The organism is Candidatus Protochlamydia phocaeensis (assembly GCF_001545115.1).
GTDB lineage: Bacteria > Chlamydiota > Chlamydiia > Chlamydiales > Parachlamydiaceae > Protochlamydia_A > Protochlamydia_A phocaeensis.
In genome coordinates this window covers 88,362-111,986 of the sequence record NZ_FCNU01000022.1, presented here as the reverse complement: position 1 = coordinate 111,986, position 23,625 = coordinate 88,362, and the positions used below count along the sequence as shown (strand labels likewise).

At 42.7% G+C, this 23,625-nt stretch carries 18 protein-coding genes and 1 pseudogene; 9 read left to right on the top strand and 10 right to left on the bottom strand.

Annotated features, from left to right (window positions below; genetic code table 11):
* Positions 1-93: 93 nt before the first annotated feature.
* From BN3769_RS07950 to BN3769_RS07935, 4 genes are all read left to right on the top strand, one after another.
* Positions 94-1,338, top strand: coding sequence for a glycosyltransferase family 4 protein (locus BN3769_RS07950; protein ID WP_068469334.1), 1,245 nt, complete (start codon positions 94-96; stop codon positions 1,336-1,338).
* Positions 1,339-1,347: 9 nt separating this feature from the next.
* Complete coding sequence (locus tag BN3769_RS07945; RefSeq protein WP_068469332.1) at positions 1,348-2,754, top strand: mannose-1-phosphate guanylyltransferase; 1,407 nt, start codon at positions 1,348-1,350, stop codon at positions 2,752-2,754.
* 291 nt (positions 2,755-3,045) lie between these two features.
* The gene (locus BN3769_RS07940; protein ID WP_068469330.1) at positions 3,046-4,416 is read left to right on the top strand and encodes a M4 family metallopeptidase; all 1,371 of its coding nucleotides are present in this window, start codon (positions 3,046-3,048) and stop codon (positions 4,414-4,416) included.
* Positions 4,417-4,453: 37 nt separating this feature from the next.
* On the top strand, positions 4,454-4,861 hold the full coding sequence (locus BN3769_RS07935) for a hypothetical protein (RefSeq protein ID WP_068469328.1): 408 nt from the start codon (positions 4,454-4,456) through the stop codon (positions 4,859-4,861).
* Here the strand turns inward: BN3769_RS07935 and BN3769_RS07930 are convergent.
* Positions 4,830-5,099, bottom strand: a complete 270-nt coding sequence (locus BN3769_RS07930; protein ID WP_068469326.1) for a hypothetical protein — start codon at positions 5,097-5,099, stop codon at positions 4,830-4,832. The genes BN3769_RS07935 and BN3769_RS07930 overlap by 32 nt on opposite strands.
* 179 nt (positions 5,100-5,278) lie before the next feature.
* Positions 5,279-6,322 (bottom strand): tellurite resistance/C4-dicarboxylate transporter family protein, encoded by a 1,044-nt coding sequence (locus BN3769_RS07920; RefSeq protein ID WP_068469322.1) that lies wholly within the window; start codon positions 6,320-6,322, stop codon positions 5,279-5,281.
* Between the two features lie 489 nt (positions 6,323-6,811).
* Here BN3769_RS07920 and BN3769_RS07915 point away from each other — a divergent pair, with 489 nt between their 5' ends.
* Positions 6,812-7,138: a DMT family protein gene (locus BN3769_RS07915; RefSeq protein WP_068469320.1), complete on the top strand. Its 327-nt coding sequence runs from the start codon at positions 6,812-6,814 to the stop codon at positions 7,136-7,138.
* Between the two features lie 768 nt (positions 7,139-7,906).
* Here BN3769_RS07915 and BN3769_RS15255 read toward each other — a convergent pair.
* The 3 genes and pseudogenes from BN3769_RS15255 to BN3769_RS07900 form a co-directional block, all read right to left on the bottom strand.
* Positions 7,907-9,187, bottom strand: a pseudogene (locus BN3769_RS15255) (alkaline phosphatase family protein); the annotation flags it as partial.
* A gap of 87 nt (positions 9,188-9,274) precedes the next feature.
* Positions 9,275-9,496: a hypothetical protein gene (locus BN3769_RS14730; protein WP_154017858.1), complete on the bottom strand. Its 222-nt coding sequence runs from the start codon at positions 9,494-9,496 to the stop codon at positions 9,275-9,277.
* A gap of 205 nt (positions 9,497-9,701) precedes the next feature.
* Positions 9,702-11,279 (bottom strand): Na+/H+ antiporter, encoded by a 1,578-nt coding sequence (locus BN3769_RS07900; RefSeq protein WP_068469314.1) that lies wholly within the window; start codon positions 11,277-11,279, stop codon positions 9,702-9,704.
* Between the two features lie 318 nt (positions 11,280-11,597).
* On the opposite strand from BN3769_RS07900, the gene BN3769_RS07895 reads away from it, so the two are divergent.
* From BN3769_RS07895 to BN3769_RS07885, 3 genes are all read left to right on the top strand, one after another.
* Entirely contained in the window at positions 11,598-12,284 is a 687-nt protein-coding gene (locus tag BN3769_RS07895; protein WP_068469312.1) for an ABC transporter ATP-binding protein, read from the top strand.
* A gap of 69 nt (positions 12,285-12,353) precedes the next feature.
* Positions 12,354-13,556: an ABC transporter permease gene (locus BN3769_RS07890; protein ID WP_068469310.1), complete on the top strand. Its 1,203-nt coding sequence runs from the start codon at positions 12,354-12,356 to the stop codon at positions 13,554-13,556.
* A gap of 243 nt (positions 13,557-13,799) precedes the next feature.
* Positions 13,800-14,831, top strand: coding sequence for a DUF2156 domain-containing protein (locus BN3769_RS07885; protein WP_068469308.1), 1,032 nt, complete (start codon positions 13,800-13,802; stop codon positions 14,829-14,831).
* Positions 14,832-14,939: 108 nt separating this feature from the next.
* On the opposite strand, the gene BN3769_RS07880 is transcribed toward BN3769_RS07885, so the two are convergent.
* Positions 14,940-16,226, bottom strand: coding sequence for an endonuclease/exonuclease/phosphatase family protein (locus BN3769_RS07880; RefSeq protein WP_068469306.1), 1,287 nt, complete (start codon positions 16,224-16,226; stop codon positions 14,940-14,942).
* Positions 16,227-16,475: 249 nt separating this feature from the next.
* Here BN3769_RS07880 and BN3769_RS07875 point away from each other — a divergent pair, with 249 nt between their 5' ends.
* Positions 16,476-17,351 carry an F-box protein gene (locus BN3769_RS07875; protein ID WP_068469304.1) on the top strand — a complete coding sequence of 292 codons (876 nt, stop codon included), beginning with the start codon at positions 16,476-16,478 and terminating at the stop codon, positions 17,349-17,351.
* A 98-nt stretch (positions 17,352-17,449) separates the two neighbouring features.
* On the opposite strand, the gene BN3769_RS07870 is transcribed toward BN3769_RS07875, so the two are convergent.
* From BN3769_RS07870 to BN3769_RS07855, 4 genes are read right to left on the bottom strand one after another with little or no spacing between them, the layout of a single operon-like run.
* On the bottom strand, positions 17,450-18,268 hold the full coding sequence (locus BN3769_RS07870; RefSeq protein WP_068469302.1) for an aldo/keto reductase: 819 nt from the start codon (positions 18,266-18,268) through the stop codon (positions 17,450-17,452).
* An 18-nt stretch (positions 18,269-18,286) separates the two neighbouring features.
* On the bottom strand, positions 18,287-20,911 hold the full coding sequence (locus BN3769_RS07865) for a GltB/FmdC/FwdC-like GXGXG domain-containing protein (RefSeq protein ID WP_228840653.1): 2,625 nt from the start codon (positions 20,909-20,911) through the stop codon (positions 18,287-18,289).
* Complete coding sequence (locus BN3769_RS07860) at positions 20,871-22,199, bottom strand: FMN-binding glutamate synthase family protein (protein ID WP_068469298.1); 1,329 nt, start codon at positions 22,197-22,199, stop codon at positions 20,871-20,873. Before BN3769_RS07860 ends, BN3769_RS07865 begins: the two co-directional genes overlap by 41 nt.
* Positions 22,189-23,592, bottom strand: a complete 1,404-nt coding sequence (locus BN3769_RS07855) for a glutamate synthase-related protein (RefSeq protein WP_068469296.1) — start codon at positions 23,590-23,592, stop codon at positions 22,189-22,191. Before BN3769_RS07855 ends, BN3769_RS07860 begins: the two co-directional genes overlap by 11 nt.
* Positions 23,593-23,625: the final 33 nt, after the last annotated feature.

Here is a 23,625-nt window from a genome sequence, read left to right as displayed (position 1 = left end):
TTATTTTATTTTAAAATTTTTCTGTAAGCTCTATAACTAATTCTTTTTCATAATGGCTGCTTGCCAACAGTGGCGTTTAGGAATATTGCGTGCATGTTAGAAAAAGGAATCAATCTCATCGGTTATTTTGATAAGGCATTCGGCTTAGGAGAAACAAGCCGGTTATTTATCAAAGCCTTACAAGCACGCTCTATCCCGTTTGCCCTATTGTCTGCCGATGATTTAGCCCCCTTTCACCAATCCGCTTTTTTTCAAGCCGATCTGTCAAAAGATTTCGCTTTTCCCGTTAATCTCTTTTGCATCGATCCTCACCACATCGCTCCTTTTATTGAGAAATTTCCCTGGAAAAAAGTAAAGCATTGCTACAATATTGCCGTCTGGTTTTGGGAAACGAATTTGATTCCCGAAAGCATGAAAGACGGCTGGTGTTACTTAGATGAAATGTGGGTGACAAGCCGCTATATTCAAGAGCATTTATCCTCCCATACCTCTCTTCCCATTCATTGCCTTTGCCACCCTTTGCAGCGATCTGCTTCTTTAGATATCCCCAATAAACAACGCTTTAATCTGCCCAATAAGTTCACTTTTCTTTTCTTTTTTGACTTCTATAGCGTCTTTGCTCGCAAAAATCCTTTAGCGCTGATTCAAGCTTTTCAAAAAGCCTTTCCAACTCAGCAAGATGTGCAACTCGTTATTAAATCTCAAAATGGACATCAGTTTCCGCATCAACTCGAACCTATGCGAGAATTGACCCGCTCCGATCCCCGCTTGATCTGGATCGACCGTTCTTTAGAATCCAACGAACGCTATGCCCTCATGAATGCCTGCGACTGTTACATCTCTCTTCATCGTTCCGAAGGATTTGGATTAACCATGGCAGAAGCGATGCTGTTGGAAAAGCCCGTCATTGCAACGAGGTATTCGGGTAACTTAGAATTTATGTCCGATCAAAACAGCTTTCTTTGTTCTTATCAGTTAACTCAAATCGGCCCAGGCCACGCTCCCTACCCAGAAAATGGCTTATGGGCTGACGTCGATATTAATCATGCCGCTCATTGGATGCGCTATGTGGCTTCCCATCCCCACGAAGCCTCCCAAAAAGCGCAACAAGGCAAAGCAACAATCCTGCAAAATTATTCCTGCGAAAAAGTAGGGCAGCAAATTCAGGCGCGTTTGAATGCCATTTACTCTCATCCTGTTTCGAAGCGCATGCCTGTGCGTTTTATGAAAAAGAAAATGAAAGACGCCGCTTATGCCACCCTTTTTTTCTTGCGCCGATCTTTTTGGAAATCGTTAATCAATAAAATGCTTCCTCTCCCAAAACCCTATAAGAAATAAAATAAAATTATGATCCAACTCATTCTTTGCGGAGGAAACGGAACACGCTTATGGCCGCTTAGCCGGGAGGAACATCCCAAACAACTTCTTCAATTTTTCTCTCAGTCTTCTTTACTGCAAAGAATCCTTCATCACAATCAGGCTTTCTGTTCAGAATTTGTTGTTGTCTGTAATAACAGTCATTTCACAGCTATAAAAAAACAATTGAAAAAAGCCGCTCTTAATCCAAAAAGCTATTTATTGGAGCCGCTTGCAAGAAATACCGCCGCAGCCGTTTGCTTGGCGATGCTCTCCCTCGATCCGGAAGAAATTGTTCTCATCACGCCTTCCGATCACTATATCGACTACTCAGAGGATTATGCCAACGCTCTAGAACAGGCTAACAAGCATGCTTCTCAAGACCGCTTAGCTCTTTTCGGCATTTCTCCCTCTTCTCCAGAGACAGGATTTGGCTACATCCAAGTCGATTCCTGCTATCAGATCAAATCCTTTCATGAAAAGCCCTCTTTAGAATCTGCCAAAGAGTATTTAACAAAAGGAAATTATTATTGGAATGCAGGAATGATCTGCGTTAAGCCGTGGGTTTTCTTAGAGGCCATGCAATGCCACGCGCCGCATATTCTGGCCCCTTCCCAATTAGCCTATCAAAAAGCTAAAGTGCTGATGGAAAATCCGGAGACCTATCAGATTTTCCTAGAAGACATGTTATCTATTCCGGCAGAAAGCATTGACCATGCGCTCCTTGAGAAGATGCCTCGCATTCATTGCGTTCCGTCTTGCTTTTCTTGGAGCGATATGGGGAGCTTCGCCTCTCTTTTTTCCCATTCTCCTAAAGATGAGAATGGAAATGCTATTCACGCGAATCAATTATGTGCGCTTAATTCAAAGAATAATTTAATTATCGGCAAAGACCGCCTTCTTTCCCTAATTGATATAGAAGGCTTGGCCATCGTGGACACGCCCGATGCTTTGCTCATTTCGAAGCTAGACAGCACGCAAAAAGTCAAAGACCTCGTTCATCAAGTCCAGGCTTTAAAGCCAAACTTAGAAGACAATAAGACAAAGGCATGGAAAGCGCCACAAGATCTCTCTTTTGGCTATATGGAACATTGCGAGGCTACACGTTTTATCCTCCTTCCCGGCAAACAAGCAGAGATGGAAAATCCTCATTCATTTCCTGAAACTTGGATTGTTTTGGAAGGCACCGCCTTAATAACCACGGATCAAGACAAGCAGATGGTATATGCGCTTCAATCTATCGCTATTTCCCCTCAACAATCTTTTACGTGGACTAATCTTGGCATAACTAACTTAGTCCTTTTAAAACTTTCTTCTAACCAGGCCGGCCAAGATCATTCTCTTCTTATGTCTTCTAATTCATCCTTAAAAGATTCCAATCCTCCTTCAATTAATTAAGGAAACCCTATCCTTTCTGCTTTCCCGGATTGGCTAGGCCTTTGATTTCCTGCTTAGAATCTTCCCTTAGAGGGTTCTTAAAACCCATAATAGCCTATATTTGAGCTCTTTTCCCCTACAAAAAAACAATCTTAAATCCAGACAATTAGTAATTCAACAGTAGTCATCAACACTAAATAAAAACAAAACAAATAAATTAACAAAAATTAACATGACTAAAATTAAAACCTATATATAATTAAAAAACTAAAAATAAATTAATTAAAAACAAACTATTTATTAGGAATTAAAATGACATTGAAATTTGTTGGAACAGAAGATCTTCGCCTCATTCATGCCAACGCCTCTTTGACTCATTTAACTTCTATTTCAGATTCTTCAGAAGCGGCTAGTGCAGAAGAAGTGGAAGAGGCACCTGCCTTGGAAAAGCTCAAGCAAGCAATAGCCGATCCTGACGATGAAACCTTAAAACATTCTTGCGAAGTTGCGATTGCCTCCTATTTAAAGCAAATTGAATCAACCGATCAAATCGAAAATCCCTCTGCTATCGAAGCGCTTGAATCTTTGCAACGAGCCGTCGTTGATGCCATTGAGAAAACAGTTTCTTATGGCGGACATGAGATCCGTAAGCTAGACGATTGCCGGCATCCTTGTACGTGTTGCTACGTGATTCCTTCCTATATCCAAGAGAAAGTGCATCAAATTGACGCCATACGCAGCGATAGCCTAAACAAGGATTTGATCCGTCCGCAATCAGATCTTAGTAACAAGACCTTTACTATTTATGCCGGCAATCCCAATAAAGAACCGCTTATTAGCGTTTACAATGCTCAGAATAAAGCAAAACTGCCAGGCAAGTTTGTCGCTTCCAATCAAAATTCGCATTCTGCTTCAATGAGCCCGACAGCAAGCAAAGCCTTAAAAGCCGCTCAAGATGTGTATCAATTTTGGATGAAAACCTATGGTTTAAACTCTTTTGACGGCAAAGGGACTGAAATCCGTTCGACCGTCCATTTCGATAAACTTTATGCCAACGCCTTTTGGAACGGCGAGCAGATGGTCTATGGCGATGGTGACGATATCTTTAAAAATTTTACCGAGCTCTCAATCGTTGGCCATGAATTTGGACATGCGGTGACTGGAGATAAGCTGAACTACGAGGGAGAGGCCGGAGCATTAAATGAACATTTGTCGGATGTCTGGGGATCTTTAGTCATTCAATACAAAAATAATCAGACAGTCGATCAAGCCAGCTGGTTAATCGGAGAAGGGACCATTCAATTGGGAGGAAATAGCTATGCCCTGCGTTCTATGAAAGCACCGGGAACGGCTTATCATTCTCATATCCTAGGAAAAGACCCTCAGCCTGATCATTACAGTCAGCGCTATTTAGGAACGGAAGATGAGGGCGGCGTTCACATTAATTCGGGTATTCCCAATAAAGCTTTTTGTTTATTTGCACAGGCGCAAGGAGGCTATGCGTGGCAAAAAGCCGGCCTTCTATGGTTTTTGACTCTTAAAACAGACGGATTGATCAAGCCGAATTGCACCATGCCTGAATTTGCCTATGCCACACTTTGCACGGCCCTTAAGCATTTTCCCACAGACTATAAAATGCATTATGATCTTATCAACGCCTGGAAGGCGGTTGGCTTGGCCTAAAATTTTAACAGAATGTATTACCCCCTAAGGAGCCCATATGTGCGATGCCTTTTGGATAGAAGCAACAGACCTATCATTCTTTCATGCTAACCATTTCTCTTGCCATATGGAAAAGTCCATCTGCGATCTAGAAACCCAAGACGCGTCCTATTTTTACTATGAGGAATGCCCTTGTTCAGCCGATCAGCCCACCATTTTGAAAGAAGAGAAAGAACAGGCAGGCCTAACTAGCAAGCCTGCAAAGAATACGCGTCAAATTATTCCTGATTATCTGCTGAAAAAAGTCCAAGACTATCATGAAAGAGAAGGCGCAGAGCCCGCTCAGGTGGAGAAAGACCGGCATGACCGCGAAGAATCTGAAAAAATGCGCCAATACAGGCAGCAAATCCAACATCCAGCTGAAGCGCTCTTAATTAAGAATAAGGATTTTGACGATGATCAATAATTCTGACAGAGATTCCATTAATAAATAATAATAAAAAGGCCAGCGGGAAAAAGACTAGAATCCAAAAACAAAGCCAGAAGCGCGAGCCATTATATTGAAAATCATAAGTCGTTTGATTGAGTTCAAAAGCACTTGCCGTAAAGAGCAAAACGAGAGCAATGGGAAAAAATACGATTAGCCAGAAAATAAGCCAAACCAATGACCCGCGATATTGAAGCTTAGCACGTCTTGTATCCATAAATTACCTTATCCGTCCTATTTTTTTTATTGGGCCAATTTCCATGCCACGCATTAACTTGACCCTTATGCTCTTCATTATAAAGGAAAAAGGCTTTTGTATCCAGGGCGTGCTGACAATTAGGCAATAAACGTATAGGCGAATTCTTTTCTGTTTGGCGGCACGCCTTGGGTGTGTCCCTAGTCTCCATCACCCGTCCAAGGAACTAACCGGCTCTTGTAAGCGACGAGGATCCAAGCAAAAAAGGTGACAGCTAAATCAAAAGAGACTAAGGGCGATAGAAAATCCATGTGAAAATGAGATAAGAGAGCATACGTTGCCAAGGTATAGATGCCAAGTGGGAAGACGGCAGCCCATAGAGAAGGATGATAGCGAAAAGGCATATTAAAATAGCCGTATTTCCAGCCTCCCATTATCAACAAAATGGGAATCCAAGCCGATCCCCATGCCCATAGAAGGAGAATCATTCCTTCAATGAAGGGCTTTGCCACTTGGATAAAAACCGGCATATGTTCAACCAAAATTAATTGGCTCCCATCAAAAACAGCAATTGCTGCCGCTCCCATGCACGTCCAGTAGGCGGGATGAAGATCCTTCCCTCCAAAAGGTAAAAAGAGCATGCGGTAGATATTCAAGGCCATAAAAATAATGTAAATAAATACCCCGAAAGACCAAAAACTGAACACAAACAACAAAAAAAATGGATGAGCGAGAGCCCCGTCCATCCAAAGGGCTGTTAAGCTTATTCCGCAAGAATGACAGGCAATCGCCATGAGAAGCCAAATAGGACTAATCTCTTGGATCGAGGCTTTTCTATGGAAAAACATGCGGCAAAAAATGGCATAAATTAGTCCAAGACAAGAAATAATCCCAATAAATGCCAAAATGAAACCACTTTTCACATAGCCGTCTATCACTAGACGCGTCGCTAAAGAATTTGAACCGGCGCTAAAAGTCAAATATTTGAAAAGAGGAGGAATTGCGGATATTTCGGATAGGACAAGTTGGGAATACGCAATTCCCCGCCAGCTAAATAATCCAACTAAAAAAAGATAGCCCAAAAGAGCAAAGAGCAAAAAGATATCTGAAAGAACAAACCAACCCGTGACATATAGAGCTGTGGAGAGCGCTCCTGTCGCCATGACATAGCCAAAGCTGACCGGATTTAGCCTTGCTAAGTGTTTGTGAAACAGTTCTTTTATTGGATGTCTTTTTATGATCATCGCCTATCTAGTAAAAAAATTATTCATTTTAAACTCTCATTAAATGACAGATGACTAAAAACCTGTCCATTACTTATTTAACGCGTTAATGAATTCAAATAGGAGAAATCCGAAACTAGAGGCTAGAGGAGATTCAATAGCTTTGAGAAAGCGCCGTCGAATTGCTATATTCGAGTAAGAAAATAATATATCCCACTTTAATGAAGTTTTACCTTCTCCTTTATCTACTAGAACGTATCGTCACTTACATTTGGAATAACTCGCCAAAGAAGCCAGTTGCCTTTCGTGTAAAGGTTAATGGTCTAGAATATCCATCTAAAAAAATTTGTCGCCTGTGAAAAATGTCTAGGCTTTTTAAGGCAAGTAGACAGGATGGATCTTTGCATTACCTTCTATTTTTTCAACTGTCTTTTTCAGCAGTTCATAAATGTCTTGATTTGCTTTCTTTTTGGACTTAAATTTTTGCTTAAATAAATGAGGATGCGAGATATGCAAACAATTATTTTGTTAACCCTTTCGAATATTTTTATGACATTTGCTTGGTACGGCCACTTGAAATTCCGCCAAGCTCCCCTTATTCTAACCATCCTAGCCAGTTGGGGAATTGCCTTATTTGAATATTGCCTTCAAGTGCCAGCCAATCGCATAGGCAGTTATCAGTTTTCGACGGTCCAGTTAAAAACAATTCAAGAGATTATCACGCTTATCGTCTTTTGCTTTTTCTCTTATTTTTATCTTAACGAGGGAATCAAGCTTAATCATCTGATTGGATTTATTTTTATTGTGCTGGCCGCTTTCTTCATTTTTAAAGGCTGAGCAAAGCGGATAAGGGCACTTTCATCGAAAGCTGCCCTCCAATTATCTGCCACTCTCTTCTTTAATCGCTCATTAAGCCTTTTCAATAATCCAATAATCCTCATCCCAGTCCGATTCAGACAGGGGCTTCATCATGAGATATTCTCCAAAAAAATTGGCGCGCTTGCTCAACCTTGCCGGAACATACTGGAATAAATCCAAGTACACATGGTTCTCCAAATAGATGCGGTCGCCGCCCTGAATAGGAGCGCCTACATACGGATACTCCATGCTTTTGACTGTCCACCATTGCCCGCTTGATTGCTTTCTTTTATCGTACACGCAATCGAGATGGCTCAGTAAGGCCTCCAGCAGATTTGAATTGCCAAGCTTTGGATCATCGGCCTGAATAAACACAAATGAGCCATGTGTCACCTTGCCGCTTCCGCCAACAAATTCAAGAGCCACTCTGTCTTCAATTGATCCTAATGGCGCTTGCTTCAGCCAGCCATTTCCCGTCTTTATCAAATAATGTCCGTCTTTATCGCGCAAATAGAATTTGTTTCCCATAGAAATGGCCTGTTGCTCATCGTCAATGCGCTGCGGAGCCGCACTGGGGATAACCGCGCTATCCTCTCGCGCTTGTGTTAAGGTAATCACACTGCCGAAAGTGGGCGCATTGTCCACACGTCTGCCCATATTCCATTTTCTTTTATTAATTCCCTTCCATTGCAAGAGGGTTGAAATGAAAGATGTATGATCAAAAGGCACGTCTGGATTTTCAGAGCGGATGACCGTTCCTTTGCTGATTTTAGGCGAAATGAAAAGAGCCGGCACTCTTACCCCATAACGATCAAAGCCAAATCCATTTTGCGCATGTTCATCCGGCGGGATCGCTTTAGGAGGCGGAACGTGATCAAACAGGCCGCCATGCTCATCAAAAGTGATAATCAGTAAGGTTTTGCTCCACGCTTCCGGATTGGCAATCAAGCTCGTGTAAATATTGGCTAGCAGGTTTTCTCCTGTCCGCACATCTCCCGGCGGATGCAAATCATTCCCCTGCAATCCAATAAGAAGGGATTGAATGCCTAGTTCGTCCATGAACTTAACTTTGGAATCCAAGTCAATGGAGACTGTCCATTGCGGCTCTATAAAGCTAAAATCAGGCAGCTGGCCGTTTCTAGCCATCTCATGAAAGCGGTCTATTTTAAGATAATGTTGATCTAAATTGGGAATACGCCTCAGGCTTGCAAACGTATTTTTTCCACTATAGGGACCGCGGATAATGCCTGGAAGGATATCGGATTGCCAGAAAATCATCCAAGTCGTCTCGGGCGATTCTTCTGCGAGCCTATTCCAGATCGTATCCGCACGGAATAAGCTTTTTCCCAAAGGTCCGTTGATCACTTCTCCTTCCGATGTTCCGCAAATCGAAAAAGCGCGGTTTGGATTTGTCTGAGTCGGGACGGAGGAAAACCACAGATCGCTAACAGCATAATGCCTAGCTAAGCTATATAGCACAGGCATTTCCTCATCGGTATACGTCTCCATGATCGCACAAATATTAGCCTTTTGATTGAGCCATTCATGCTCCCACCAAATGGAAGCAAAATCTTGCAAAAATCCGGTCATATTTGGTGTCGATCCATTTTGATCTTCGCCAAATATTTGCTTCATGACATGCAAAAAAGGCTCATGTGGATCAAACTTGGGGGAATTACGATAAGGAGTGGAAGAGACAGAAGGAATCCCTTTGATGGGAGGGCAGCTAAATAAAACTTCGCCATTAGAGCTTTTAAGAACATTGGTGTATTGATGCAGCGTATCTTCTGATAATCCATAGTAGGCTTCGTTTTTTTCTTTCGGGATGAAATAAGCGGGGGGATTATCTTGGTTGTAAAGCCAAGCGAGCACATTATCAAATGAGCGATTCTCAAGCATAAGGAAAACAACATGCTTGATTTCACTCGCCATTAAATCATCTTCAATTGTTTTGCCATCGGCAAAAGCAGCCGTTAAGCTAATCGCACTCGCTGCAGTCCAAGTCAGAAAGCGGAACCATTTTCTCATTATCAAAAACCCCTCAAAAATTGTTTTGCTTGCCTAGTGTTTTTTTTATAGGATTTTTTGACAATCTTTTTTTTAGAAAATGCCTCCCTATTGGATCGCAGGATGCCCCAAGCCAGGCAGCCGCTCAGCCGGGTCGCCAAAAAGATAATTAAAGTAGAGTCGATCAAATGGCCAATCCACACCAAACAAGATCATAAAAAGAGCGGTCAAAGACGAAGCAAGCGCCATCCAATCCAGCCTGCAAGCGTTAAAGCTGCAACCCCCGTTAAACTTATGGACAGATCCTTTGCCCTGCAATTTTTGAATCAATTGCCCCGAAAACAGGCTAACGATAGAAAAGATGCCAAAATGCAGCCTTGATGAAAAGTATACAGCGGCGTGGCTGCTAATAGCAGTTCTCTGGATGACACTTAATTAAGAGCGCTTTAATTACTTTCTGATGGGTTTCTAGCGCTTAGCTTTTTACTTTTTTAAAATCAGTCGGTTCATAAGCAAACTTTCTTAAAAAAAACACTTAGCTAATTTCTGCGCGCGTCGCATGCGCTTCTTCGATATCCAATTCGCGTTCAAGCTGAGTAAATAGATGGTCGCCCACTTCTCCGCTTTCCCACAGTTGTAAGAGAAAACGGCGTTGAGCTTGAATAATCTTAATTCGAGCAGACTCCAATTTTTGTTTTTTTTCATCGACCGTAGAATGAGTCTCAAAAATGTGATGATGAGCGATGAAGTAGTTCATTAAAAAATTTTGTTCTTCTTCAGTTAAATGATTAGTTTCATGCAAATAATTAATTTGCTTAGAAGCTGCCTCTAAGAGTTTTTTTCTAATTTTTTTCACCATTATTGCTTCAGAGCCAGGGTGAATGTGCAACCAGCGAATGAGAAAAGGCAAAGTCAATCCAGGGATTAAAAGACTTAGCAAGATGACAATGAAAACAATAAATATGGCAATTTCACGGCCTTCTACCAAAGAACCATCGCCATGAGTAATAGGCAAGGCCAGGGCAGCAGCTAAAGAAACAATTCCCCGCATTCCCGACCAGCCAATAATAGCGGACTCTCGAAAAATGTATTGGCACTGTGCTTCCTTTTTAGGATCTTGGCGTGCCTTAAAATAAGCATAGCTTTTCCGGGCATAGACCCACACTAGGCGAAGAACAGTGAGGACTCCCATGATCAATATTCCATAGCTCGCATAAAGAATGATTTGTTTTCCCGTCATGCCGGCTGTCAACCCCCTAAGCTGAGAACCGATCAAAATAAAGACAAAACAGTTTAAGAAGATAATAAAAATATCCCATGTTGTATAGCCAAGCACGCGCCTAAGCGAAGAAGCATGCTTAATAATAATGCGTGCGCCCATTAGGCCATTTACAACAACAGCTAGAACGCCGGACACGCCTAGCGAATCGGCAAGAATATAGGTCAAATAGGGAACGATAAAAGAAAATAAAAGCCCTACAACAGGATCTAAAAATTGTCTGGAAAATATTTGAAGCGCTAAGCCTGTAATTACGCCTATTAAAATTCCTCCGCTGGCAATGAAAAAAAATTGCTCGACCCCTTCTACAAAAGAAAAAGAACCGATTAAAAGCGCGTTAACAGCTAAGCGATACAGAACTAAAGCCGAAGCATCATTGACCAAGCTCTCTCCTTCTAGAATCGTAGACAAGCGCGTGCCTATATTAAAATGCCTAAGAATGGCGGTGGCAGCCATGGCATCCGGCGGAGAGATAATCGCGCCAACGGCAAAAGCCAACGACCAGGAAAGCTCAGGAAAAAGCGCTTTAAAGATGATTCCAATGACAATTGTGGTAGCAATGACTAAACCAAGCGCCAAGGAAAAAATTTCTCTTAGATTTTTCTTAAACTCCCTAAAAGAAATCCAATAAGCCCCATAATAAAGAATAGGAGGAAGAACCAAGACTAAGATAGAATTGGGATTTAAAAAAACGGGATTCAAGCCCGGAAGAAATCCTAAGCATGTTCCACCTAACACTAAGGTAATCGGATAAGGAATGCGAAACCTCTGCGCCACATCGACAAGCAAAGCCGCAATTGACATCATAATGACAAGACTAAGAAGGCTATTCATGCGACTTCATTACGCTTAATTCTTTTTCACACACTTATTGTGACTAGAGACGGTAAGATAGAGCTTTAAATTCAAAAACTCGCTTAAATCAAATCCTTAACACTTTAAAGATACTCTCTTGTATACGGTCAATCCTTCAAACATTCAATTATTTTTTAAAAATTCTTTTCCATTTATCACCTGCAAATAGTTGAAAAAATAAAACGCGGAAAATTATAATTTTGAGTCTATCACTGAAATTTAGTCAGTAAACAATCGTTCCTTATTCAATAAATCAAACCCAACTAATTTTTAATAAATGCAAATTAAGGTATTCTTTTGAAACGCGATAATTATTTATACCAACTAAAAGACGTTTACTTCTCTTACCAACTCGGTTCGGTAAAAATGGAGGCGTTACGGGGAATCTCTCTTACTATTCCAAAGTATGAATTAGTTACTCTCTCGGGGCCCTCCGGATCCGGCAAGTCCACCTTGCTTAATGTTTTAGGACTGATCGAAGACAGCCAATCCGGACAGGTGTTATTTTTGAATGAAGATCTGTCTACAATAAATGAGAAGCAAAAAAATCACATTCGCAAATACCAGATCGGATTTATTTTCCAACAATTCCATTTAATTCCTGTTTTTACAGCGGAAGAGAATATTGCTTATTTTCTGGCACGCCAAGGGCTTTTTAAAAATGAAATTAAGCAAAGAGTTCAAGAGGCGCTCGAAGCGGTAGGCTTATGGGAACACCGCATGAAAAAGCCCGGGGAATTAAGCGGAGGGCAAAGACAGCGGGTGGCCATCGCCCGGGCTATTGCAAAAAAACCAGAAGTCATCATTGGAGATGAGCCGACGGCGAACCTAGACCAAAAGACCGGCCGGGAAATCATGGATATCTTTCATCATTTAGTGGAAAAAAAACAAGCTTCTATCATTTTGACAACCCATGATGCCATGGTCCAATCATTTGCTAGCTGCAATTTTCAGATTAAAGATGGAGCGTTGTCTTCCATTTAAACGATTTCTATTGAATGCCATTTCATAGGCTAAAAATAGCTTTTCTATTCAACAAATTAGGAAACAGACATGTTATTTCTCTCTTTTATGAATCTCTTTCGCAATTACCGCCGCACCTTGGCTATTTTGCTAACGATTGCTTTGGGAACGGGAGTCTTGTTCTCGTTCAAGGGCTTCATTAATGGGGTGCTCAATCAATACAGAGAAAGCACGATTCATTCTCTTTATGGCCATGGCCAGATCAATACCAAGCATTACCGAGAGACTGTTCAAGAAAAACCATGGATGCAGTGGATGGCAAACTGGGAAGATCTGCAAGCTTATTTATCTGCACAGGAAGAGGTTGAGCACGTATTTCCCCGCATTAATTTTCCGGCCTTACTGAAAAAAGACAGCCAAACGGTCAGCGGTTATGGACAAGGCGTCGATGCCGGACAAGAAGCGACTTTTTTTTATGAGCTCAATATTGTCTCGGGCGAGACATTGTCCTTTCAAGAAGATGGAATCCTGCTGGGAATCGGACTGGCGCAGGCCCTGAACGTTCAACCGGGTGATTCCCTAACCGTATTAGCCAATTCAATCGAAGGAAAGATTAATCAAGCGGAACTTAAAGTAACCGGTATTTTTAATACAGGCTCTATCGATTCCGACAACCGCCTTTTTCGCATTCAACTCAAGCAAGCGCAATCCTTGATGCAAACCTCTCAAATAGAATTGATCGCTTTAGGTTTAAGAAGCCATTTGGATTGGGATTCATTTGCATCGAATTTTGAAAAAGCATTTCCCGAATTGGAGGCCACTTCTTTTGCGGTTTTAGACAAAGTCTATTATCAGCATTCAGTCGATTGGCTGCATGCGCAATATAAAGTTGTGCAGGCCATCATTCTCTCCATTGTTCTACTTGGTATTTTTAATTCCGTATCTGCTGCAATTTTAGAGAGAAAGCAAGAGATCGGAAATTTCCGTGCAAATGGCGAGTCAATTGCGGATATCATGATCCTCATTATCGCTGAAGGATTATTTCTAGGTATAATAGGAAGCGCGTTCGGCATTGCCTTTACTTTTTCGATCTTAAAGCTTTTCCTAGACAATCAATTACTGATGCCTCCGGCACCGGGAAATACGCTTCCTTTTTATATTTCATTCGAATTTGAGTGGCAGATGGTATACTTTACTATGCTATTAAGCGTGACGGCATCTATCGCCGCCTCCTTGCTAGCCGGTTTAAAAGTCGCCAAAATGCCAATTGCCAAAGCATTAAGAGCCGCCTAGCCCTATAGGCTTCTTAAGGCATTTTCTGACTGCACATACTTTTACAAAGGCTGTCAACAAAATGCCTTGCTCCTCTCGTTTGTTTTCTTGCTATAAATTAAATTTATTTCTATTAATTAAATCAAGCCGGCTTGCCTCTAAAATCTTTGATTTTCACCACCCACACTTGTTTCACGCTTACACCGGTTATTTCAGGCAGGCTTATGCATGCGTATAAAATCATAACTTTTATAGATGAATAGCATGGATATTCAAACAGAAGAGCCTTCGCGCTTAAATATGGAAAACCATTCGTCTGTTAACATTTCCCAACCAAATCAAGTATTGGAATATCTTAGAAAATGGGGAGGATCGACTTCTGACGCCATTCTCGATCCGGCGACTCAGACCTTTAGCTTGCCCGCTATTCAGGGATTGATCGGTTATCGCATCAAAGCTGGCTGTGCCATAGTCTTTGGGGAACCGGTCTGTGCGCCTTCCGCTCTTCCGACGCTAGTCCCCGCTTTTCATCTTTATTGCCGGCAGAACGGCTGGCCGGTCATTTATATCATTGCATCGAAAAACTTTGCGGATTGGGCCCTTCAATATGTTTGCAAGGCAAAAATTGAATTTGGAGAAGAAATCTGCATCGATCCTCATTCAGACCCTAGATCGCATGAAGGAGTAAATGGCAGTTTAGTGCGAAGAAAGGTCAGACATGCCCTTAAAGAAGGGATGACTGTGCAAGAATATACCACACCCGATCCGAAATTAGAAAAAGCCATTGAAGAAGTAGGAGTAGCGTGGTTAAAAGGACGCAGAGGCCCACAATTTCACATTTCACACATCCATCTTTTCGAAAACCGTCCAGGAAAGCGTTGGTTTTATGCTAGGCAAAATGATCAAATAACCGGCGTAGCCATCCTCAATCAGTTGCAAGCTAAAAATGGCTGGCTCCTTAATCATCTCATGTTTAAACCGACTGCTTCACATGGGACTCCGGAATTGCTTGTCGTAACAGTCTTAGAGGCGCTTAGCAAGGAGAATTGTTCATATGTCACTTTTGGCGCCGTACCTTCCCGCCATCTCGGCGAAATCGTCGGACTTAGCCCCTTTGCCGCATGGATTGCGCGTCAGACATATAATGCCGTAAGGGGAATTTTTCATTTGGATGGCCGCAAGAAATTTTGGGAGAAATTTCACCCTTCCTCTCAAACATCTTACGTCTTATTTAGTGAACCTAAAATTGGCTTCCGCGAAATAACCGCTCTTTTAAAGGCCCTTAATGCGCTTTAATTCACTAAAATTTGCGCGCGGGATTAAACACTGAAACCCGGACCGCATAGAGAAACGCCTAAAGAAGTAATAAGCAGCAATTATTTTTGCTTCGGCTAAGGGGCGTCCTTAGCGAAAGCCAAAGAGTCTTGAAAAAAAGCTGGCAATTCCCCTAAAAAAGGCCTTTACATGCTGAAAAAGCGTGACAGGTGCTGTTGAAGGATTGCTAGGTCTCGAAGCAAGAGGAGCAGGCGTCCTATTATCTTCCTGAGATAGGGAGCCTATGCCGGAAGCGGGAATGGACACAGAGCCTGTCTGCAAGGCAGACATCGCTCGAGCTCGCACCCTCTCTCTTGTTGCCATTTCTTGGGCCGCTTGGATTGCTCTCTCCAAATCCTCTCTCAACATTTGTCTTTCACTCGCTGTCATCAATAACGTATCGACGTATTCTGCAAACTTTTGCCGGATAGTCGGCAAAAAAGGATTTGCATTCGCGCATTGGGTTAAGATTCCGTCTAATTTTTCGGCAAAGCTTTTCTTTGAGCCAGCATCCCATCCTGTTACGGAGAAATGGCTCATCATTTTAGCCCTAAACGATCTATTCGGCTGTGTATGCTGAAAAGGAGCTGAGATGACCTGAGAAAGCGTTGACGGAAGCGGATTATTCGACAAGACTGTCGCTTGAAAGTTCAATTGCGTTGCCAGCAGCTGATGGTCACTGACAGGAACAGACGGATGAGGAACGGCAAGCGAAGCCAGCTGAGCGGAAGAGCGAACCCAAATCCAATCAATATGCCGATTTTTACCCGGTTCAGTCGGACTTAAATTGCCATCGAATGCGTAATTTGCCTGTTTTAAAGCTTGAAATTTTGAGTTCGTCTGGTTCAATTGCTTTTCATCCGCATTAAAATCTCCGACAATAATGCGAGCATCAATGGGATGATTAGCCTCTTTATCGACCTCTTTAACCAGTGCTTCTATCTGTTCAGTTCCTTGATTCGACTTTGGCCCTCCCAAAAGATGGCAATTTGCAACGCGAATCATCTTTCCCGTTGTCTGATCTTTTAAATCCACATAGCAAGACTCTAATCCATGCTTTGATAAAACGCGAAAATCCTTGGGCTCTAATTTTCCTTTCTTATATAGGATGGCCAAGCCATCTATTCTGCCTGAATGCGGAACATGGACGATTTCATATCCTTGCGCTTCAATCGCCGCCTTCATATCATTCAAAGAACGCGCGCTTATTTCTTGCAGACAAATGACATCTAAATGGGAACTTTGAATTAATCGAACGATTCCCTCTTTCCGGCTACCCCAATTACTTTTCCCCGGTGCTGATAATCCTTCTGCCTGATTATGGCTCACGGCAAAATTTGGATCCAAGATATTAAATGTTCCAACGCTAATTCCCATAAAACCTCAATTCAAAAAAAAACACTCTTTTATTATAATTATTATTTAAATATAATATAAAACTAAAATAAAAAAAATATTAAAATTACTTAAATAAGACGTTAACTGCTCGTTTGAACAGCAACTCCCAAACTTAACAAATTATATTGCACAATTAAGTCTTTTATTTATCCTGTAATCGGAGATAACTCTGTCTGTCTCAGACTATCTAGAAATTTTAAAGGACCTTTAAATCTTTAAGGATTGATAATGACGGCTATAACAGGCGCTTCTAGTCAGTTGGTAAACATGACGATTAACTTGGACGAAAATTGTCTAAGCAATGTTTTTGAAAAATTTTTCATAAAAGATTTATCCTCTATTCGTTTGGTATGTAAGTTATGGAATGAGACACTCAATAAAAATAAATCTAGGATTTATAAAAATGCTGCCAAAGCCACTTTCTTTGATACAAAAGAATGGAAAAAATTTATACAAGCTTTAGAAGGACAAGAGATATTTAAAGGATGTGATTTCGATTCAGAATGTGAAAAAATGCTTTCAGATGATGAAATCTTAGCTGTGCTACAAAAAGTATTTCAAGGAGAGGAAAATAAAGGAATAACATTTTTAAAGATTCCTAAAGGTCTTACAATAAACACATTGAGAAGTATTGAGCAAATCTCTACACAGCATTTAGCTTCTTTATCCGGTCCTTATCTTCATATCCATGTCGGTTATTGCGATATCCCTATTCAAGAAACGTATGTAGTCGCTATGCCCCATTTTGCTATGAAAAATAGTCAAAAATTATCTTTTGAGCAGCAAAAGGCATTGATAAAAGAGCGTAACAGTTCTTTGCCAAGAATAATAGAGATGATAGCCTTGCGATTTTTAACCCCTATTCCGCATTCTCTGCCTGGGTTCTCCCGTGTTTCAATGTTTACACGGTGTGAAGAAACCGTACGTGATGTAGGAGGGATTGGCTCCGAAGAATCCCGTCATTTTAAAGCGTCTATTCTTGATGTGCATCCAGATAAAAAGTATCTAGTTATAGTAGAACCGACCCCTGATCCCCATGCTTCGGAAAGTTTAGGAGCAATGGCCGTTCAAAGATTTGAGCCTATCAATGGAAAGAAAGCTTAAATTTATCTTTAAAGATCTCATCAGCCTGAAAACGGAAAGTGTCATGGGTCAGTAAGTGTATCAAAAGTGTTTTTCAGTATTTTTTAATTTCACTCAGGTTATTCGTCTTCACAGACAGGTAAATCGGCAGGATTGCAAAATCGCCTACCGGATTCTAATTGAGCGATTTGTTGCCGATCCTCTGCGGACAACTCAAAATCAAATAAAGCTAAATTATCTTTAAGATGCTTAGCTGAAGCCGCTTTGGGGATAACGACGATATCCTGTTGAACGAGCCAATTTAGAGCAACCTGCGAGGCTGTCTTTTTATATTTAGCTCCGATTGCCTTTAAAATTTCATTTTGTTCGAACGCTCCTTTTGCTAAAGGGCGATAAGCGGTAAGAGAGATTTCGTGTTGGCGGCAATAATGGACTAAAGGCCTTCTTTGCAGATAAGGGTGCATTTCAATTTGGTTGACTGCAATGGGAAAGCGATAAGAAGCCAAGCATTCGAAATGCGAGCGGACAAAATTGCTGACTCCAATTTTTCGCACAATGCCTTGCTTCTGAAAGGCCTGCATAGCGAGGAGCGTTTGGTCTAAAGAGACGTTCGGATTCGGCCAATGAATGAGAAGCAAATCGAGATAATTGACATGTAAGTCTTCTAAAAAGCGTGGTACCGCAGCCTCGACCTGATGAGGCAACAGGCTATCTATCGAAAGCTTGGTCGTAAGGAAAAGCTGCTCGCGCTGGGGGCAGGATTTGATCACTTGCCCAATTGCCAAATGGTTCTGATAGGTATCGGCCGTGTCAATATGCCGGTAACCCAATTCTAAAGCCGTATGCAGAACCTGTTCACATTCTTTCCCATTTAATTTCCATGTTCCGAGTCCAATAAGCGGCATTCCTGTTTTCTTTTGCAAAGGGATATTAGGCATACAGTCTCATTTGTTGCTTTATGGCGAGCGGCCCTTTCCTCGCACCCACGCCTCTTCTTCTTGTAAAATGCGTACATGCAAGGGGCCAATCTTACGATAGACGTCTTTAAATTCTAATGTTTTTCCTTCATATTCGAGCAAACGCGCAATCGGAATATTAAAAAGACGGAAATTTTCTTCCAAATAAAGTAAAATAAGTTCCCAATCATGGTTGGTCATCTCCTGGAATTCGCCTCCGTTAAGCTGTTCTTCGCCCACTTTGCGGCCCGGATCTCGCAGATAAATGGCGCCGCCTGACGCTAGCGAAAATAAATTGCTTCCCGCATAAGGCGTGTCTAGTTCCGTAATCCCCCCTTCTTCATTTAGCAAAATTCCGTTGATAATGACAAAGCCGCCACCTTTTAGCGGATCTCCGGCCATGAAAGACTCGGCCAAATAATCCAAACAAGTGCCATTAATGACAACGCGCGGTTTTCCAACAGCATTTATTAAGGGGCGTCCCGCTGCGTTGCCTCGCACGAACGCCTTACCTCCTTTTGCCCCATACATGAAAGTCTGCCCGATATCCCCATGCACGACAAGCGTTCCTTCCTTCATAATTTGAGCAAGCTGATCTTGAGCAGATCCGTGCACGAAAATGGTGGCTCCATCAATGCCGGATGCTAAATAGTCTCCCGAGGAGCCATACACATCTATTCTGATTCCTTGCGAACCGGCTCCTAATCCATTGCCTATGAAGCGCTGCCCTTGGCAATGAACGATCATAAATCGCTTGAATCCCCTTTTAACCATTTTAACAATTTCCAAGGCAAGCGAGTTCTCTCCCTCTGCCGGAAAACCGCGGGCATCGATAATCAACGTTTGCGTATCGATTAATGGGTAGGGACGCTCGCTTTTAAAATTTAAATATGCATAAGAAAAAGTCGGCTGGCGGGCAATTGTCTCAATCAGATCGGACAAGCTCTGATGAAACAAAGCCTGAAGACAGCTTTGCCGCATGTATTGGGTTGAGCCCGCATAATCAATAAGCTTTGAAGTGACTTCTATTGCCCGCTGAATATGATAGTCGTCAACCGCATTTTGATTTAAAGCGGCAAGAAATTCCATCATTTGCTCATATGTCCATTCAAAAGACTTTTGCTTGACCCAAGCAAAAAGCTTATCGGAGGGAAGATCTATAAAGGCTTGAGTAGGAAAACGCGAACCTAAAATGGCTTTAAAATCGGCATAAGGTTTTTCCTGACGCTTATAAATCGCACGTCCAAATTTATCTGTACAAGTGAGCGTCGCCTTGCCATTCGGCTGAGGTTGGACGGTAAAAATAAAAGCGCCTCCATCTGTATAGCTCCCTCCTCTTGCATTCCAGTAATAGTCTGCACAAGGCCAGAACCGGCCATCTTCTTCAGCTAAACTTTTTAATGCCGCATCAATGGCTTGCTTTTCTGACGCAGCCAGTCCAATGGACACCTCTCCTTTCTGCAAGGCGAACACCTGCGGACGAAGCATGCTGGTATCTGTAATCCCAATAAGCCTGTAAAAGGGAGTGGCGTTCTCGATTAGCGACTGGGCAATCAAGAAGAACCACGGACCGTCCGGAGAACCGTGAATATGCGTTTTTTGGATCATTTCATAAATGACCTGCTTTTCTTGAGACAGGAGAGCGAAGTCGCGCTCTGTTGTAGGGGCCAATGCTTCAATGACATATTCTAAGGGATAATTGTAATTGCGGGCAAAGAGATCAAAAATAAGCGCGGCGGCTTCCGTATCTGTTAAGAAAAGAGGATGAATGTTTCTTTGCGCTAAATATTCGCACATGGAGAAATAATTGGCAAAGTCGCCATTATGGACAAGCGCTTCGTTTAATCCGACAAAAGGATGGGCTCCTCCAGGATGCCAAACCCGTCCTTTAGTGGGATAACGGTGATGGCCGATCCAAACATGAGCCGGAAACTCTTCAAGCTGATAATAGCGGATGACGTCGTCGCCATAACCAACCATCTTTAACACCAGCAAGTTTTTGGCATGTGAAAGGACAAACGCGCGCTTTTCTCCTATCGAAGCATAAAAGGCCAGATTTAAGCGATAAGAGTTCTGATAGACCATCTCATCTTCAATCGCGGATTGAGATAAAGAAGCCAAATTATGCTGATCGCGAAACACTTCATAAGCGCTGGATTTGACTCTAACAAAATAAAGACAGACCTCAGGCGGAAGGATATCAATGCCGGGAATGCCTTTAAAGTCTTCGACGTGCGGCATCCCATGCATATGATCAATTTCAAATAAGGGATGAATGTAGTCCCGTTCGACTTCCACTTGGCATTGTTTATCTAAATAGGCGATGGCCAATAAGTAATTGTTATCTAAGATAGCTTGGGTTGTGCCTAAATGCTGGGCGGAAAGCCCCACGGCTGCAATCCCCCCTCCCTTGCCATTTCCTCGGTTGCGCATTTGATATAAAGCGCTCAGCAAATGCCTCCCCGGGAGTCTTTCTGTTGAAGCCAATCCGATCACTCCACAACCACCCTCGGCTTCGACTTTGCGGATCTCCGCAGAAGAGAAGGGACTAAGAGCCGCTTTGGAATTTAATAATTTTTGAATTTTATCGGACTGGCTGTTCATAATGAGTTGGTTCTTTGGCATAAGTCAATAGATCTGTTCTTCCCCTCAGCTCTTGAATGGACTTCAGTCCCAATTTTCTGAGGATGTCCTGTAGTTGATGGGCAAAAGATGCATAAAGGTTGCTGATACGTTCGGCCCCCCAGTCGGGATCAACCAACTGCATGAGTTCGGGATCCGTCGTCGTCAAGCCAAAAGGACAGCCGCGCCCTCTTTCGCAATTCGCACATCGTGTGCAGCCAAGGGCGACTAGCTCAGCCGTCCCCAGCACACATCCATCAGCTCCCAATGCGATGGCCTTGGCTATATCATAAGCTGTTCGAATGCCGCCGCTTGCCATTACGACAATTTCATCGCGAATGCCTTCGGCAACCAGATAGCGATGAACTTTGGGGATAGCCAATTCAATTGGCATGGCAATATTCTTTTTTGCAATCTGCGGGGCCGCGCCCGTTCCCCCATACCCTCCGTCAATTTGCAAAATATGGGCATTGGCATAAAAGCTTCCGACCGCCACCATATCGACATCAATGGGAGTAGAGACTTTGACAGCAATAAGGGCTTGCGGATTAACCGTTTTGATCCAATCGATATGTTTTTTATGATCTTCTACCGAATAGACGCTATGAAAAGGAAAAGGGGAAAATAAGCTAACCCAGGGGACAGCCTCTCGCATTTTAGCGACAGCCACGGTTGCTTTATCTCCCAATAAATGTCCGCCTAAGCCAGGCTTCGCACCTTGTGCATATTTAAATTCCACGATAGGGGCATATTGAATGGTTTCTTCCCGTACACCAAACATCCCCGTCGCCACTTGGGTAATCACATGATTCTTATATGGAACTAAGCTATTCGGATATCCCCCTTCGCCTGTACAGGTAAAGGTTTGCCATTTTTGGGCGGCCTTTGCCCGCGCAAGCATGATATATTCGCTAATTGATCCATAAGACATGCCGGCCCCATAAAAAGGAATGGGAATGTTCATTTTTTGATCATATGAGCGCCGATTTAAAGCCAGCGAAAGAGAAGGGCTGAAGGAAGAAGGCAGCCATTGCTCTTTTGCAAGAAAGCGAAAATCTAAACAATCAAAGCCTCCTCCTGAAGCTCCTTTTTTATAATCCAGCCCTCCCAGTGGCGGATAGCCCGTCTCCGCCTGTTTCCAAGTTGCCAGAATCAAATCCGTTGTCCAGCGGAAGTCTCCCATAGCCGGCATTTTTCCGTATTTCAAAGTCGGCCAGGCATGAAAGCCTTGGCGCAAAGCAACAGTATGCTTATCGATAATAAGCTGTTCATTCGAAGGTTTATCTGTCATAGCCGGCAATTCCTGAAAAAGCCTCTTTTTCCAAATCCTCTTGAAACATCGCTCGTCCTATTTCCCCGCGTAAGCGCCTAACCTCGCGAATGCCCATGGCGCCTAGGATTTCCAAAAGCTGGTCCCGCCAGGATTCTATTAAGTTAATCAAGCGCTGTTTTCCCCATTCAACATTCAAAGAGCCGGGAAGTTGAAAATTGCTCTCTTCTCGATTTAAGCAACACCCCTGAAAGCGCGCTTGTAGGGCTACTAGTATAGGGGTGTCTAGGGCAATGGCGTCTAAACCGCAAATGATAGCCTTGGGAATATGCTCAGCCGCAATCATTCCGCCGCTTCCAATAAAGGACACTTCATCTCTGCATTTGGCCTGTACAAAAGTTAAATGAGCTTGCCGAATTAAGTCTTTAATAAATCCGCCTTTCCGCCCTCGTCCATGATAATCTGCCGTTAGATGAAAATTGCGTATGCCCGCTTGGAAATAATGCAGCAAATCTTCCCCTTCGCCGTTTATTCGCAAGACAGGCAAAGACCCCGGAAATTCTTTTTGAATGGTTTGATAGAGAGTTTCATCCCAGGCAGAAAGCTCAATCATGCAAGGATCAAATTTCAGCTCTTTAATCGCCGATTCTTCGCCAGGATGAATAAGAGGGATGAGATGCCGTCCTTTTAAAGAAAAGTTCAATAAGGACATCAAAGGCAAAATGGCCAGGGTTTGGAGTTGATGCGCCGCGTCGCTTAAGAGGCGGCATACAGACTCTTGCGCAAGTGTATTGCCAGGTAAAGCATCAAATAGAAAAGGAACAGGAAGGCTAATTGTCTTATGAGGCGTATCGACCGGGAGGCCAGATGGATTAAAGGTCAAATAAGGTTTTTTGCCGCCAAGATCAATTTCCGTAGAAATGAACTCTCGTCCATGGATTCCATCTCGCGTCGGCCTGACAATTTCCGACATATCCGTCCACATGGCATCCCAACCCGCACCTCCGAATTTCCCCCTATATCCCGCTCCTTTAACAGGCACTCGTCCGCTCTCGGCCTCATAAACGACCGTATCCACAAATTCCGGCGTAAAATAGCCATCGCCCAATTCTTGGCGAGCAGGGTTTGGCAGAATGTGCACCATTTCTGGATATTGCGTTGTACAGCGCAAACAACCGACACATAGATGTTCGCGGGGGGCAAAGCCGCCAACAGGCCCTGAAAAGACGCCATAGACGCAAGGCCGACTAAGGATAACGTCTATCTTGCCTCGATACAGCAAGATCTCTTTTAATAAAAACTTCGCCAGCTCCCCTCTCTTGACTTTGACTTGGAAACGATAGGGATGAGGAATGATGTTTGGAGCATGCTTGGCTTCAATGTGGTATTTCTTATAATTTTTATAACCTTTCACTCGCTTTTCCTAATACATCGATTCTAAAGTAAG